The sequence below is a fragment of the Nocardia sp. NPDC060220 genome (genome assembly GCF_042727815.1).
Taxonomy (GTDB): Bacteria; Actinomycetota; Actinomycetes; order Mycobacteriales; family Mycobacteriaceae; genus Nocardia.
Genome location: NZ_JBHWZY010000079.1, coordinates 1 through 13802 on the forward strand (window position 1 = coordinate 1; position 13802 = coordinate 13802).

15 protein-coding genes are annotated in these 13802 nt (G+C 65.9%); 12 read left to right on the forward strand and 3 right to left on the reverse strand.

Going from position 1 to position 13802, the window contains the following annotated elements:
- Positions 1 to 916: alpha/beta hydrolase (locus tag ACFWF3_RS06500; protein ID WP_379312765.1), on the reverse strand; the 916-nt coding region annotated here is incomplete at its 3' end.
- A gap of 165 nt (positions 917 to 1081) precedes the next feature.
- Positions 1082 to 1786: a TetR/AcrR family transcriptional regulator gene (locus ACFWF3_RS06505; RefSeq protein ID WP_379312767.1), complete on the reverse strand. Its 705-nt coding sequence runs from the start codon at positions 1784 to 1786 to the stop codon at positions 1082 to 1084.
- 85 nt (positions 1787 to 1871) lie between these two features.
- On the opposite strand from ACFWF3_RS06505, the gene ACFWF3_RS06510 reads away from it, so the two are divergent.
- The 7 genes from ACFWF3_RS06510 to ACFWF3_RS06540 all read left to right on the forward strand — a co-directional run bounded on the left by ACFWF3_RS06510 (position 1872) and on the right by ACFWF3_RS06540 (position 8316).
- Positions 1872 to 2972 (forward strand): hypothetical protein, encoded by a 1101-nt coding sequence (locus ACFWF3_RS06510; protein ID WP_379312768.1) that lies wholly within the window; start codon positions 1872 to 1874, stop codon positions 2970 to 2972.
- Positions 2973 to 3021: 49 nt separating this feature from the next.
- Positions 3022 to 4614 (forward strand): zinc-binding dehydrogenase, encoded by a 1593-nt coding sequence (locus ACFWF3_RS06515; RefSeq protein WP_379312769.1) that lies wholly within the window; start codon positions 3022 to 3024, stop codon positions 4612 to 4614.
- Positions 4611 to 5405, forward strand: a complete 795-nt coding sequence (locus ACFWF3_RS06520) for an MBL fold metallo-hydrolase (protein ID WP_378992859.1) — start codon at positions 4611 to 4613, stop codon at positions 5403 to 5405. The genes ACFWF3_RS06515 and ACFWF3_RS06520 overlap by 4 nt, the downstream gene beginning before the upstream one ends.
- 87 nt (positions 5406 to 5492) lie before the next feature.
- Complete coding sequence (locus ACFWF3_RS06525; protein WP_379312770.1) at positions 5493 to 5999, forward strand: VOC family protein; 507 nt, start codon at positions 5493 to 5495, stop codon at positions 5997 to 5999.
- Positions 5996 to 6526, forward strand: coding sequence for a carboxymuconolactone decarboxylase family protein (locus ACFWF3_RS06530; RefSeq protein ID WP_379312771.1), 531 nt, complete (start codon positions 5996 to 5998; stop codon positions 6524 to 6526). The genes ACFWF3_RS06525 and ACFWF3_RS06530 overlap by 4 nt, the downstream gene beginning before the upstream one ends.
- 478 nt (positions 6527 to 7004) lie before the next feature.
- Positions 7005 to 8087, forward strand: coding sequence for an oxygenase MpaB family protein (locus ACFWF3_RS06535; protein WP_378992862.1), 1083 nt, complete (start codon positions 7005 to 7007; stop codon positions 8085 to 8087).
- A gap of 13 nt (positions 8088 to 8100) precedes the next feature.
- The gene (locus tag ACFWF3_RS06540) at positions 8101 to 8316 is read left to right on the forward strand and encodes a hypothetical protein (RefSeq protein WP_378992864.1); all 216 of its coding nucleotides are present in this window, start codon (positions 8101 to 8103) and stop codon (positions 8314 to 8316) included.
- 6 nt (positions 8317 to 8322) lie between these two features.
- Here ACFWF3_RS06540 and ACFWF3_RS06545 read toward each other — a convergent pair whose 3' ends face one another.
- Entirely contained in the window at positions 8323 to 9075 is a 753-nt protein-coding gene (locus ACFWF3_RS06545) for a TetR/AcrR family transcriptional regulator (RefSeq protein WP_379312772.1), read from the reverse strand.
- A 298-nt stretch (positions 9076 to 9373) separates the two neighbouring features.
- On the opposite strand from ACFWF3_RS06545, the gene ACFWF3_RS06550 reads away from it, so the two are divergent.
- The 5 genes from ACFWF3_RS06550 to ACFWF3_RS06570 all read left to right on the forward strand — a co-directional run.
- Complete coding sequence (locus ACFWF3_RS06550) at positions 9374 to 10168, forward strand: MlaE family ABC transporter permease (protein ID WP_378993009.1); 795 nt, start codon at positions 9374 to 9376, stop codon at positions 10166 to 10168.
- A gap of 1 nt (position 10169) precedes the next feature.
- On the forward strand, positions 10170 to 11033 hold the full coding sequence (locus ACFWF3_RS06555) for an ABC transporter permease (protein WP_378992868.1): 864 nt from the start codon (positions 10170 to 10172) through the stop codon (positions 11031 to 11033).
- Between the two features lie 9 nt (positions 11034 to 11042).
- Positions 11043 to 12392, forward strand: coding sequence for an MlaD family protein (locus tag ACFWF3_RS06560; protein WP_379312774.1), 1350 nt, complete (start codon positions 11043 to 11045; stop codon positions 12390 to 12392).
- Between the two features lies 1 nt (position 12393).
- Positions 12394 to 13419 carry an MCE family protein gene (locus ACFWF3_RS06565; protein ID WP_379312775.1) on the forward strand — a complete coding sequence of 342 codons (1026 nt, stop codon included), beginning with the start codon at positions 12394 to 12396 and terminating at the stop codon, positions 13417 to 13419.
- Positions 13419 to 13802: MlaD family protein (locus ACFWF3_RS06570; RefSeq protein WP_379312776.1), on the forward strand; the 384-nt coding region annotated here is incomplete at its 3' end. The genes ACFWF3_RS06565 and ACFWF3_RS06570, both read left to right, overlap by 1 nt.

Sequence of the window (13802 nt, forward strand, 5' to 3'; positions counted from 1 at the left end):
GGGTGTAGCGCACGGTCGGTTTGAGGCCGGCGGTGCGCATGATCTTTTCGACGGTGCGGGTGCAGTTGAGTGCGCCTTCCTCGAGGCTGATCGCGCCGAACAGGTCGATGGGGTAGGAGAAGCTCGGGTCGAAGTCGACGTCGGCGGGGCCTGGGGTGCCGCTGCCGACCGACATGTAGACGGTGGTATCGCGGAGTGCGTCGAGGTGTTCGGTCGGGTCGTGGGCTGCCCATCCCGGGTCCAGCGATCCGCCCCACATGTTGTCGGGGTTGCCACCTCGGTTGTGGACGGTGGCGCGCACCATCGGCTGTCCGACGCCCGAGGTGAGCAGGCAGCCGCTGTAGACGCCGACGGCTCGATAGAGTCCGGGGTTGCGGAAGGCCAGGGTGGCTGCCGCGTGGCCGCCCATCGACAGTCCCGCGACCGCGTTCTTGCCGTTGCCCCTCAGTTCTCGGTCGATCAGCGGTGGTAGTTCGTGGGTGAGGAAGGTTTCCCAGCGGTTGTGTCCGAGGACGGTGTCGTCGTCGAGCCAATCGGTGTAGAAGGTGCCGCCGCCGCCGATCGGCATGACCACGTTGACGTTCTTGTCGGCGAAGAAGCGGGTGGCGTCGGTGCGCAGGGTCCAGGTGCTCTGAGTTTGATTGTTGTCGGCGCCGGTGCCGTCGAGCAGGTACAGCGTCGGGCGTGGGGCTGTCCCGGTGGGGTGCAGGATGTCGAGCCCGACGACGCGGCCCATGGCGGGGGAGAAGACGTAGAGCTGCTCCCAGCGGTCGCTGCGGGTGATGCGATGATCCACTGTCGCGGTGGCCGCGGAGCCGACACCGGGTGCGGTGAGTGCGGCGACGATGCCGAGTGTGGTGACCAAGCCGAGTAGTCGGCGGTGCAGGGTGCGGAGTCGAGTTGGTGACGCTGTCATCAGGTCCTCCCGGCCACGGTCGGTTGCCGGGCCACAAGGCTAACCGGTGAAATCTCGAATCTTGTTACGGTAGAACAGGTTCCGGTGCTTCGTCGTTTTCTCGGCGATGTCGAATGCGATGCGCATCACCCACGTCTTCCGGCCGATCGGCGGTGTCGGTGCGGCTCATGGGCTTGCCGGCGATATCGGGGTGGTGGCGAGCCGGACGATCAGGTCGACTGTGAAGTCGAACTCGCGATCGCGGTCGAATCGGGCGAGAAACGGTGCGGCGAGTCCGATCTGCGGCAGTCCCGATCCTTCGAGCGTGGACTGACGCTCGGCGATTTGGGTGGGGTCTTCCGACCCGAACGTCGGTCCGGCTGCGGCCTCGCGCAGCAATGTTCCGATGAGCGTTGCCAGCAGCGTGCGCATGAGATGGACCGCCTCCTCGGGGCTGCGGCCCGTGCGTCGTAGCACGGTAAGGATTCCTTCGACGGGGGCCAGGCCTACTGTCGAGGAGAGTTGGCGGGTCAGCACCAGCGTCGCGGCCTGGGGGTGGGCGAGGGTGATTCGGCGGAATTCGTTGGCCCACGCGCGAACATCGCGCTCGATCGAGTCGGTCGATTCCGGCGGGCGTAGTTGTTCGAGTACATGCTCGGCGACAGCGTCGAGCAGATCGCCTTTGTCCTCGACGTAGTGGTAGAGGCTTTTGGCGTCGACCCCCAGGACCCGGCTGACCGACCGCATGCTGACGGCGTCTGTGCCCTCGGCGTCGATAACCGAGAGCGCGGCCTCGCTGATCGCGGTGCGTGAAAGCTGGGCCTGAGTCTTCGGCGGACGGCCTCGTCGGGGCTGTCGCAGGCCTGTTGTCGCGTCGGTCATGGCGTTCATTAACCCACTCTTGCATATTTCCACGGTGTGGGTTTAATCTGTCATTAATCCCACACCGTGGAATTAATGACGTGAGGTGAAATCGATGCGGATGCCCTGGCATCAAGGCGATGTGCTGGATCTGGCGAGTGTTGGTGTGCGGGTCGACAGCCTGACCGACCTCTCGGCGATCTCTGGTGGCCTGGGTGCCCGGCTCACCGCGATCCGGGCCCAAGCGGTGGCGTTCAAGCAAGAGTTCCTCGGAACCGGCACTCCCGACAGCGTCACAACCTGTGACCTGGTCACCCTGCCGTATCCGACACGGTTCGGCTTGTTCCGCGCGTCCCGCGCGATAGCGCCGTTCCTCGCGATCACCAACCGGATGTTGGTCATCAGGTGGCGTGAGAGCGACGGGACGCCACGGGTGCTGCTCTTCGAGCCCAGCGATGTCGAACTCGGCCGCTACACGCCGTACTTCGACAAGCTCGTCGAACGGACCCCCGACATGGTGTCGAAACGGATGGTGACCGAACACGGCACTGTGGTCGAGCACCTGTCCCGCCTCGGAATCGATCCGGCCGAGGTCGATTACCTGATGTTCGACCACCTGCATACCCAGGACCTGCGCCGCTGGATCGGCACCACCACTCACCAGGCCGACCTCGGCGAGCAACCGAAACCCGTTTTCCCGCGCGCGAAGGTCATCGTGCAGCGTGACGAACTGGCCGCGATGGCGGATCTGCACCCGATGCAGCGCCCGTGGTATCAGCCCGGGGCCTACCGCGATGTGTCGCCGGAGTCGTTCTTGCCCATCGACGGGTCGGTGGTACTCGGTCCCGGCGTCGCGGTGGTGAAAACCCCCGGCCACGTCTTCGGTAACCAGAGCTTGGTGCTCCAGACCTCCACCGGGGTCTGGGTCAGCAGTGAGAACGTCATCGCTGCGGAATGCCTCACCCCGGAGTTCTCCCGGATGCCCGGGATCGCGCGTTGGGCGCGGGAGTGGGGACAGGAGATCGTGCTCAATGCCAACACCATCGAAACCACTGTCGATCAATACAACTCGATCATCTTGGAGAAGACGCTGGCCGATCGAAGCCAACGCGATTCCCGCTTCGTGCAGTTCTTCCCGTCGAGCGAGCTGACAGCGGCGTGGACCAATCCTGGTACCTCGCCGACATTCACCCACGGTGCGATCACGCACCGGTGACCTCAGGGCCAACCAGCCATTCCACAATGCTGTGAAAGGAATCCCGCACATGCGTGCACTCATCGGCGGCGCCGGACCCCACTGGCAGCTGCGCGATATCGATACTCCGCACCAACTCGGTACGGTCCGCATTCAGGTGATGGCCGCCGGGCTGAACCGCGCCGACCTCTACGCCCTGGAAGGTAACTACTCTGCCAACTCCCAGCAGGCGGGTGAATTCACCGCGGGCATGGAAGTAGCGGGCATTGTGGAGACGTCGAGTCCGCTCGCGCCACATCTGTGCGCGGGGACTCGGGTCATGGGGATCACGATCGGCGGCTTCGCCGACTACGCGCTGTGTGATCCACGGTTACTCGTGCCCATCCCCGAGGGGCTGAGCTTCGAGGAGGCCGCGTCCCTGCCGATCGGGCTGATCACCGAACACGACGCGCTGGTCAGCCAGGCGGGTTTCGTCGCGGGCAACAGCGTGCTGATCGTCGGTGGGACCAGCTCGATCGGGCTGGTCGGCATCCAACTCGCCAAAGCACTCGGCGCGAGCACCGTCATCGCGACAACCACCAGCGCGGACAAGCGAGACGCACTCACCGCCGCGGGCGCGGACCTCGCTGTCGATACCACCGGTGAGGATCTCGCGGCAGCGGTGGCGTCCGCGACGAACGGCAACGGCGTCGATATCACCCTCGACCATGTCGGCGGTGAACTCTTCGCGCAGCTGCCCGCTGCCACCGCGATCGGCGGCGTCATCGTCAGTATCGGCCGACTTGCCGGCGCCACGACCACCCTCGATCTGGACACGATCGCTTTCCGTCGCCAGCGACTGCTCGGCACCACCTTCAGCATCCGCACCCGTGCCGAGCTGGCCGAGGTAGTCGCCGCGCTGACCTCGCAGGTCCTTCCCGCGGTCGCCGCGGGAACGATCAGCCCACGCGTGGACGCCGTTTTCGCCCCCGAACAAGCCGAGCACGCGGCCGAGCGGCTCCGGCGGAACTCGGCGGTCGGCAAGATCATCTTGTCCTTCGCCGACGCGCATACCGGGCCCGCTCCGGCACCGTCACCGCGGGCCAACATGTTCGGCACCATTCGCCAGATCGGTTATGTCGTCCGTGATCTCGAGTCGTCCCTGCGCGGATTCATCGACAGCGGAATCGGGCCCTGGTTTCATCTGCGCGGCCTGCGGCCGGGGAACTTCACCTATCGCGGTGAGCCGTCGGGCATGGCGATGGATGTCGCGGTCGCCAACAGCGGCGACATCCAGCTCGAGCTCATTCAGCCCGTGAACGCGGAACCGTCGATGTACAAGGACTTTCTCGACGCCGGCCACGAAGGCGTGCAGCACATCGCCTACTGGGCGGAGAACTATCAGGAACTCTACGACCGAGCGCTGGCCGCCGGGTTCACTGTCGGACAGGAAGGCGAAATCGGCGGTCCGACAAGTCGATTCGCCTACCTGGAGACCGAACATCATCCCGGCACCGTCGTCGAGATCTCGGATCTGAGCGGATCGAAGAAGTTCGTCTTCGACCTGATCAAGGTCGCGGCGGCGAACTGGGACGGCACCCACCCGATCCAGGTCATCGATCCGGCCTTGCTCAGCGGCGATCCCGCGGCGATGGACGAGATGAAGGCAGCACTGGGCGGATGAAGGTCCATCACCTCAACTGCGGAACCATGCACCCACCCGCGACTCCCGGCGGGCTGGTCTGTCACGTGCTGCTGGTGGAAACACCGCGAGGGCTCGTGCTCGTGGATGCGGGCCTGGGGTTACAGGACTCCCGTTCTCCGGGGCCGAGGTTCGGTGCGGGCCGCTGGTACGTCCGACCCGTCTTCGACCCGGCCGAGGCCGCGATCACGCAGATCCAGAGGCTCGGCTTCGATCCCCACGATGTGCGCCACATCGTGCTCACCCACTTCGACGCCGACCATGCCGGCGGTTTAGCCGACTTCCCTTGGGCCCGGGTGCACCTCACCGCGGCAGAGGCCTTCGCTTCCCGGCATCCGCGCACGCTGATCGAACGCGGCCGCTACCTCCCCGCACAGCGCTCCCACCACCCGGTCCTCGTCGAGTACACCCCGGCCGCGGGGGAGTCATGGCGCGGGTTCGCCGGTGCGGAAGAGCTCACCGGCATCTCACCCGGGATCGTGCTGATCAATCTCCCCGGCCACAGCCGGGGTCACGCGGCGGTGGCGGTCGACGCCGGTGATCGCTGGATTCTGCATGTCGGCGATTCCTTCTATCACCACGGCCAGCTCGATGGGTCCCGTTCCGCGCCAAGGGCTCTCACCGCGATGGAACGTGTCATCGCCGCCGACTGGACCAGGGTCAAGGCCAACCATGAACGCCTCGCCGAGCTGTGGACCGCCGCCGACCCCGACCTGCTCCTGATCAATGCCCACGATCCATACCTGCTCGATCGGGCACTGGGACGCCGCTGAATCCAGCTCGCCGGGCGCATGCCTCGGCGAACCCTTCGAACAGAAAGCGAGATCGCTATGAGCCGGATCTTCGGCAGTATCACCCAAATGGGCTATGTCGTACGCGACATCAACGCAGAGATGCACCGATGGATCGCACAGGGCGTAGGCCCCTGGTTCTATGTCCACGACGTAGAGACCGACTACTTCACCTATCGCGGCAGCGATTCGCCGATGAAAATGAGTGTGGCGCTGGCCAATTCGGGTGACGTGCAGATCGAGCTGATCCAGCCGCGCAACGACGCGCCGTCGCTCTACCGGGAATTCCTCGACTCCGGGCGCGAAGGCTTGCAGCACATCGCCTACTGGACCGACAACTACCAAGCGCTCTACGACAAGGCGCTGGCGCTGGGCTACGAGGTAGGCCACGAAGGGTCGATCGGCGGTGACCTCGGCCGCTTCGCCTACTTCGACACCGAGAAGACCTTCGGCCACATCATCGAAATCTCCGACATCAGCGGCCCCAAAGGCCAATTCTTCCGCTACATCCGGGAAGGCGCGCAGACCTGGGACGGCAGTGAACCCATCCGCGGCGAAGTCGACAAGCTCGCATGACCACAGAAGAGAACACCATGACGACCATCAACTTCCCCGACCCCGCGACCCTGCCCGACACGCTCCGAGAAGCGCTGTCCACCCACACGGCCAACATCTATCGTATGGTCGCTCACTCGCACGGCATGGGCCTGAGCTTTCTGACCATGGCAGACGCCATGCTGCAAACCAACTCTGTCCCTTTCCCGCTGCGCGAGCTGGCGATCTTGCGCGTCGGCCACGTCTACGCAGCGCCCTACGAACTGCACCACCACGAGAAGTTCGCGCGCGCGGTCGGGCTCAGCGAGGACGCGATCGCCGCTGCTGCCACCGGCGGCGGCGAAGGGCTCCGATCCGAGGAAGCTGCCGTGCTCCGCTGGACGGATACGATCCTCGACCAGCACACGCTCGGCGCGGTGGCACGGACCGAAGCGCTGGAACTGTTCAGCGTCGCCGAACTAGCCGATTTCGTCCTCACCGTCGGGTTCTACCAACTCGTCTGCAACTTCCTCAACACCTTCGAGGTCACCACCGAGGGTGAAGCGTAGGCGCAGCGAGGCCCGATATGACGATGCCCCGAGCTCGATCGAGTTCGGGGCATTCGGCCGCAGAGCCGTTGTGAAGGCGGGGAACTGCTGTCACAGTGACAGATCAGTCTAGGCCCCGCGGGGCTGCTCGCTGAGTGTGAGAATCAGCGACGTCGATCGTGACAACTCTCCGCGCGCCCGCGTCAGCGCGGGATCTCCCCCATGTCCGAAAGATGGGGTAGCTGTCTCAGTCAGTTGGCGGCAGTCTGGGTCAGATCGGATCTTTGTATGGGATTTGGCCATGAAGTCGGGGGCATCTTGTGAAGAGTAGGGCTGGAGCTGCCTGTTTGAGCGGTGCGCTAGGTGCCGTAGCTGTCTGGGTCAATTGGTGGGAATTCCCCGTGAACCGTTGACTCGGGGCTCGCAGGCGGTCTAGTATTCCTACTCACACGTAGTAATACTTCTACGTAGTCGTAGAAAATGGATTGGAAACCCTGCAATGGCAACAATTGCTTCCTTGCGTGAGTGGCTGTCGCTTCCCCCACTGACGCCCGCGGAGGACTACGGTTTCTTCGGCCCGGAGTCGGTCGCGTGGCAAGTCTGGAGTTACCCGACCAGTTTGACGATCGGCTTCCAGCGTGCGGTGGTGATCGAGGAGCTGGATCCGGCGCTGGTGGCCTCGGTGGACGCCACCCATGCGATCTACGACCGTCCTCGTACCCGATACGACCGCACGCTGCGATATTTCGCTATGGTGCTGTTCGCCGACAGCCGGTCGACCGCGCATGCGGCCGACATTCTGGTGAAGATCCACTCCAAGGGTATCGGCGTCGACCCCGTCACCAAGCAGTCCTACGACGCGAACAATCCGCAGTCGCAGCTGTGGATCCACCTGACGGCATGGCATTCCATTCTCGTCGCCTACGAGAAGTACGGTCCCGGCCGGCTCAGCGAGGCCGACGAACTGCAGTACTGGGCGGAGTGCGCGCGAGCGGCGGAACTACAGACTTGTGACCCGGCGGACGTGCCGCGCACCAGGGCCGGGATCAGCGAGTACTTCGAGCAGATGCGCCCGCAGCTGATCGGGTCCGACATCGCCCGCAAGGCGATGCGCCACCTGTTACAGGCGGAGGTGATGATGCCGGAGATCCCGCTCCTGGTCCGGCCGATGTTCAAGATCGTGTACGCCTTCCTGCGCCGGGGCACCCTGGCCACCATGCCGCGATGGATGCGGGAGATGGCCGGATTGCCGAAGGGCAGGCTGCTCGACGCGCTCGTCACGACGCCGATGAGCGTTGCCTTCACTCTGGTGAGCCTCAACGCGCGCCTGCAAATTCAGCTGCTGCGCTTGATCTCGCCGATGACGGTGGCGGTGGCGGGTCCAGTGCTGCTGAAGATTCCGCCCGCGAGCACGACCACGATGACCCCTCGGCAAGCGCAAGAGCTCTACGGCTACGACATTCCCGCGCTCGCCCATCAAGCGCTGCGGGACAAGCAGCGGGCCCGGGTCTTCGGCCGCGGGGAAGCGCCGGACGACCAGGGTCTGATCGAGTCCCAGGCCGTGCTCGGCGAGATCGCGTGAGGGGTCTGTTCTGATGATCAAAGAACTGCTGGGCTATCGGATCAGCCTTCGCCAGCTCATCTTCCTCGGCATCGCCTTCGGAGTGCCGTACTTCCTGATCGGGCTGTTCTGGCTGGGGGCCCACCATGAGCACCTCGACGATCTGCACGGCTTCGACAAGCTGTTCTCGGCGATCGGTGAGATCATCGCCTGGCCGCCGTTGGTGATCTCCGATATCCAGCTACGCTGACGCCGGTCAGTCGGGAAGTGTCTCCGTGTTGTCGGCCTGCCAGGCCGAGACCACCGATCCGCCGGACGGGATGATCCGAGTTCCCTTGTCGTCCTTGGGCAAGGTTCGAGTCAGTGCCCGCACCGCGGGCCGAAGTGCTTGGGGAGAAGCGAGTTCCGGATTCGACAAGACCAGCCGGCCGAGCGATTCGATGAACCCGAGCATGACGCGACTGGCCAGTTCGACGTCCACGTCCTTGGGGCCACCGCGCCGCGCGATGCCCGTCTCGAGCAGTTGGGCGCAGCGTGCGATGACCTTCTCCCTGGCATCGGCGAGCAGTCCGCGATAAGAGGCAGGGGCTCCGTCGGCGGGCATGAGGATCAACCGCCAGCGAACCGGATCGTCCTGGACCGCGGTGAGGAAGGCGATGACCGCTTCCTCGTACTCCACGTCCGGGTCGGAATCGTCGAAATCCGCTGGTAATGCCTCGAGGACCTGCGCGATTCCCCGGGTGTGTTCGCGCCGCAACAGCGCGTCGAGCAACTGGGGCGCGGTGGGGTAGATCGCATACAGCACAGGTTTGGCGACGCCGGCTTGTTTGGCCACCGCTTGCATCGTGAGCTCGGCCAATCCGTCACGGCCGGTGACCACGCGGGCCGCGTCCAGCAGCTGCTCGCGGCGTTCCTCCGGCGGTAGTCGCGGGCCGTTGCGACGCCGCGGCCGGGCAGGTTGCGGCGGGGCGATCCGCCAGACGCCGTCGGTGCCCTCTTCGATGCTCATCAGGAAATGATCCCCCAAAGCTCTGGTGCCGCGTGAGCGGCGCTGTTAGTGTCCACATATCTACTTTAGCGTAGTAATTCATAACTACGGCAACGTAGAAAACTTCCGGGGATCCAGGCGTCGCACCGAGCTCGTGCCTCGGAGCCGCGCCGGCAACAAATCGGTCCGACCCATCAGCAACCGGCGAGAGTGAACAATCGTGCAGCAGCCGTCGACCAGGATTTCTGGTGAATTCGATACCGGGACAACAGCTCCGCCAGGAGGCGGTGATGCCCGTGATCAGGTCGTCACCTTCGGGCTGACCTACTGGCGCGAACACCCGCAACGCGCCGTCGAGACGGCCGGGCGCCAGGTACTGATGACCGGCCGGGCACTCGCCGAACTGGTCCGCGCCCTGTTCACCCGGCGGTTTCCCACCACGGAATTCGTCAAGCAATGCGCGTTCATGGCCAGTGTGTCGGCGACACCGACACTGCTGGTCGCGATTCCCATCGCGGTGGTGGTGTCGATCCAGGTCGGCTCGCTCGTCAGCCAGGTCGGGGCGACCACCTTCATCGGCGCGGTCAACGGACTGGGAATCATCCGTCAGGGCGCCCCGCTCGTGACCTCGCTGATGATCGCCGGCGCGGTGGGGTCGGCGATCTGCGCGGATCTCGGTTCGCGCACCATCCGGGAGGAGATCGACGCCATGGTCGTGATGGGCGTCGATCCGGTCCGTCGCCTGGTCGCCCCCCGCCTCGCGGCGGCGGTCGTGGTCAGTACCTTACTGTGCGGGCTGGTCGTGTTCGTCGGCTTCGCGACCGGCTATGTGTTCAACGTCTACATCCAGGACGGCACGCCGGGCTCGTACATCGGCACCTTCGCCTCGTTCGCGGTGGCCGGGGATCTGGTCGTCGCCATGGTCAAGGCCACGGTCTTCGGCGCGCTGGCGGCGATCATCGCCTGCGACACCGGGCTGCACACCCGCGGCGGACCGGCGGGCGTGGCCAACGCGGTGAACTCGGCGGTCGTCAACTCCGCGATCGTCCTGTTCGCGGCCAACATCATCCTCACGCAGCTCTACAACGCTGTGTTCCCGTCGAAGGTGCTCTGAGATGGCCTCGGGTTACGTGCCACCCCTGCTGCGTCCGGTGCGCCGGCTGCGCGCCGCCGCCGCCGCGCCCGCGACCGTTCCGGTGCGCCTCGGTCATCAAGGACTGGTGTTCCTGCAAGCAATCGCCGCGATTCCGTTCGTGCTCAAGCACTATCGGAAGGAACTGCTGCGGCTGATCACCGATGTGAGCTTCGGCAACGGCTCCTTGATCGTCGGCGGCGGGGTGATCGGCGTCGTGGTGATCCTGTGCGGGTTCGGCGGAATCACCGTCGGCATGGAATCGCACACCGCGCTGAACCTGCTCACCATGAGCCCCCTCACCGGCGCGATCTCCGGATTCGCCACGACGCGGGAGTTGGCACCGCTGCTGGCGACCCTGGCTTTCGGCGCCCAGGCCGGGTGCCGATTCACCGCGCAGCTGGGTTCGATGCGGATCTCCGAGGAGATCGACGCCCTGGAGTCGATCGCCATCCGGCCGCTGCCCTACCTGATCACCACGCGCATGCTGGCGGCCGTCGTCGCCATCGTGCCGCTCTACACCGCGGGCCTGGCCATCGCCTACATCGCGACGAGGTTCACCGTGGCCTTTCTCGGCGGGACGACGCTGGGCACCTACGACCACTACTTCCACCAGTTCCTCGACCCGGTGGACGTGGCCTACTCGATCCTCAAGATCATCGTCTTCGCCGCCGTGGCGACCTTCATCCAGTGCTACTACGGCTACACCGCGGCGGGCGGACCCGAAGGTGTCGGAGTCGCGTCCGGCCGGGCGATCCGGATGACCATCGTCACGGTCGTGTTCATCAATCTCCTGTTCTCCCTGTCGATCTGGGGGATCGACCCAGGCATCAGGATCACGGGATAGGCCTCGATCATGATCATCGACCCCAGCGGGCGTGGCCCGAGCGCGCTGCGCCTCGGCCTGCTCGGCGTGCTCATCGGCGTGCTCATCGCCACCACCGTCTACCTGCTCGGACTGCGCTACAACGGCAAGTTCCTCGACACCGTCGAGGTGACCGCAGCCATGACCAGCACCGGCGACGGCGTCCCCGCGCGCGCCGACGTCACCTTCCGCGGCGTGCTGGTCGGCCAGGTCGCCCGCACCGACATCGCCGCCAGAGGTGAACGCCAGAACATGCTGTTGCGCATCGAACCGCCGATGGCCCAGCGCATTCCCGCCACGGTCACCGCCCGGGTGGTGCCGAACAACATCTTCGGCGTCACGGCGGTGGAACTCATCGACAACGGACCCTCGCCGGACCGGCTGCGCGACGGAGCGACCATCGCGCAGGACACCAGCGAGGTGGGCGCCCAGTTGCAGACGACCCTGACCACCCTGCGGACCGTGCTCGACGCCATCGACCCGATCCGGCTGGCCACCGTCCTGGGCACGCTCGCCGACGCGCTCGACCCCAGCTACCGGATGCCCGGCTCCACCATCGAACGACTCGACACCTGGACCACACAGGTCAGGGCGACGCCGGGGATCGGCGACCTGCTCGGCGACCTCGGCGCCGCGGCGTCGGCGGTCAACGAGTCGGCGCCGCAGCTGGTCGACACTCTCGTCGCGTCGGTGACCGCGGCGCGCACCCTCACCGAGAAGCGGGCGAACCTGATCGCGCTGCTGACCGCCGCCCGCGGCGCGGTCGGGGTCACCAACACCCTGTTCGAACGCAATCCGGAGGCGGGCCCGGAACTGGTCGGCGGGCTGCACGAGACCTTCGGCGCGCTGGCCGCCGACTCCGGCGCCATCGGCGCCGCGGTCGCCAACCTCAATACCGCGCTGAGCAGGCTGGCGACGGTCTTCAACTGGGGACCCGACCGGCAGATGCGCTGGGCCGTCGACGTGAGCTTCACGCCCTTCACCCAGTACACCGCTGCGGACTGCCCCCGCTACGGCAACCTCGCCGGGCCGCGATGCGGCGGCTCCTCGGTGCCGTATACCGCGCCGGAACAACATATTCCGACCCAGCTGCTGCCGCGGCGGCTGGAAGCGGCAGGCCCGCCGGCCGTCGTTCCCGCGCTCCCGGCGATTCCCGGCCTGCCAGCGATTCCCGGCCTGACGGCCCCGGCCTCCGCCCCGGCGTCCCTGCAGGGCGTCGAGGCCATCGAGGCGCTCGTCGGGCGACCGCCGAACGCCGCGCAGCTGGTGCTACTCACGCCGGTCCTGGCCGACGGGGCAGTGCAGCTCACCTACTCCAACCCAGCGCCAGGGGGGAACTGACATGATGAAAACCCGCACCGCCGTGCTGATCCTGACGCTTTTCGTCGGACTGGCACTGGTCGCGAGCTACACCATCTTCTCGACCTTGCAGCGCGGAGTCAGCGGCGACACCGTCCGTTACACCGCGACATTCGGCAATGTCCTCGGGCTGCGCGTGGGCGACGACGTCCGGATGGCCGGAATCCGGGTCGGCCGCGTAGATTCCATCGAACTCGACGCGGATCGGCGCGCGTCGGTGGTGCTGCGTGTGCAGTCGCGCCAGCAGCTCACCACCACGACCAAGGCGCTGATCCGCTATCAGAACCTGATCGGGCAGCGATATGTCGCGCTAGCCGCCGGAGACCGAGGCGGGGACCGGCTGCCACCGGACGGGGCGATTCCCTACGAGCGCACCGAATCGTCCTTCGACGTGTCCACGGTGCTGGCGGGATTCGAACCACTGTTCGCCACCCTGGAGCCCGACGACATCAACTCGTTGTCGCACACGCTGATTCAAGCGCTGCAAGGTGACGGAGTGTCGCTGAGCGCGCTGGTCACCCAGGCGGCGCAGCTCGCCAGTACCTTCCGCGACCGCGACGAGATCCTCGGCCAGGTGATCACCAATCTCGGTGGCGTGGTGGAGGGTCTGGCCCATCGCAGTGGCGAGCTGGAAACGCTGATCACCCAGACCCGCACGCTGACGGTCGACCTCTACGAGCAGGGCACGACGCTCGCGACCGCGGTCGACCAGGCGTCGGGGTCGACCAGGCAGCTGGCCGATCTCATCACCCGGATCAGACCCGGGCTCGCGCAGGCGCAACAGTCCGCGAACGAAGGTGTGCGCCTGCTGATCTCCAACGGCGCACGACTCGACATCACCGCCGCCGAACTGCCTTTCGTCCTGGCGGGTCTCGCCCGGATCAGCGGCAACGGCACCTACATCAACTCCTACGTCTGCAGTCTGGATGTCTCGCTGTGGGGTGTGCTGCTTCCGCCCGGGATGTTCAACCAGATCGGTGGCAATTCCCATTCGGAGGTATGCCGGTAATGAACTCCCCCCGACCACCCGAGCTCCTGCGACCGCTGGTGTCCGTCGTGCAGCGAATGTGGCAGGCGATACCTAGCTATTCGGGCAATCGCCATTGGTGGCTCGGCCTCGGCGCGGGCGCGGCGGTGGTGGTCCTGCTGTTCGGTTCGAGCGCGCTCACCCAGTTCGACCTGGGCAATCGGACCGTGTACGCCGAGTTCGCCCATACCGCCGGGCTCCGCCAAGGCGACAGTGTCGATATCGCGGGCATCGAAGTGGGCACGGTGAAGTCGACGCGGCTGGCGGGCGACCGGATCGAAGCCGCGCTCTCGATCGACAACGGCATCCGGATCGGCGACGACGCCAAGGCCGCGATCAAGATGTCGACGATCCTGGGCCGGATG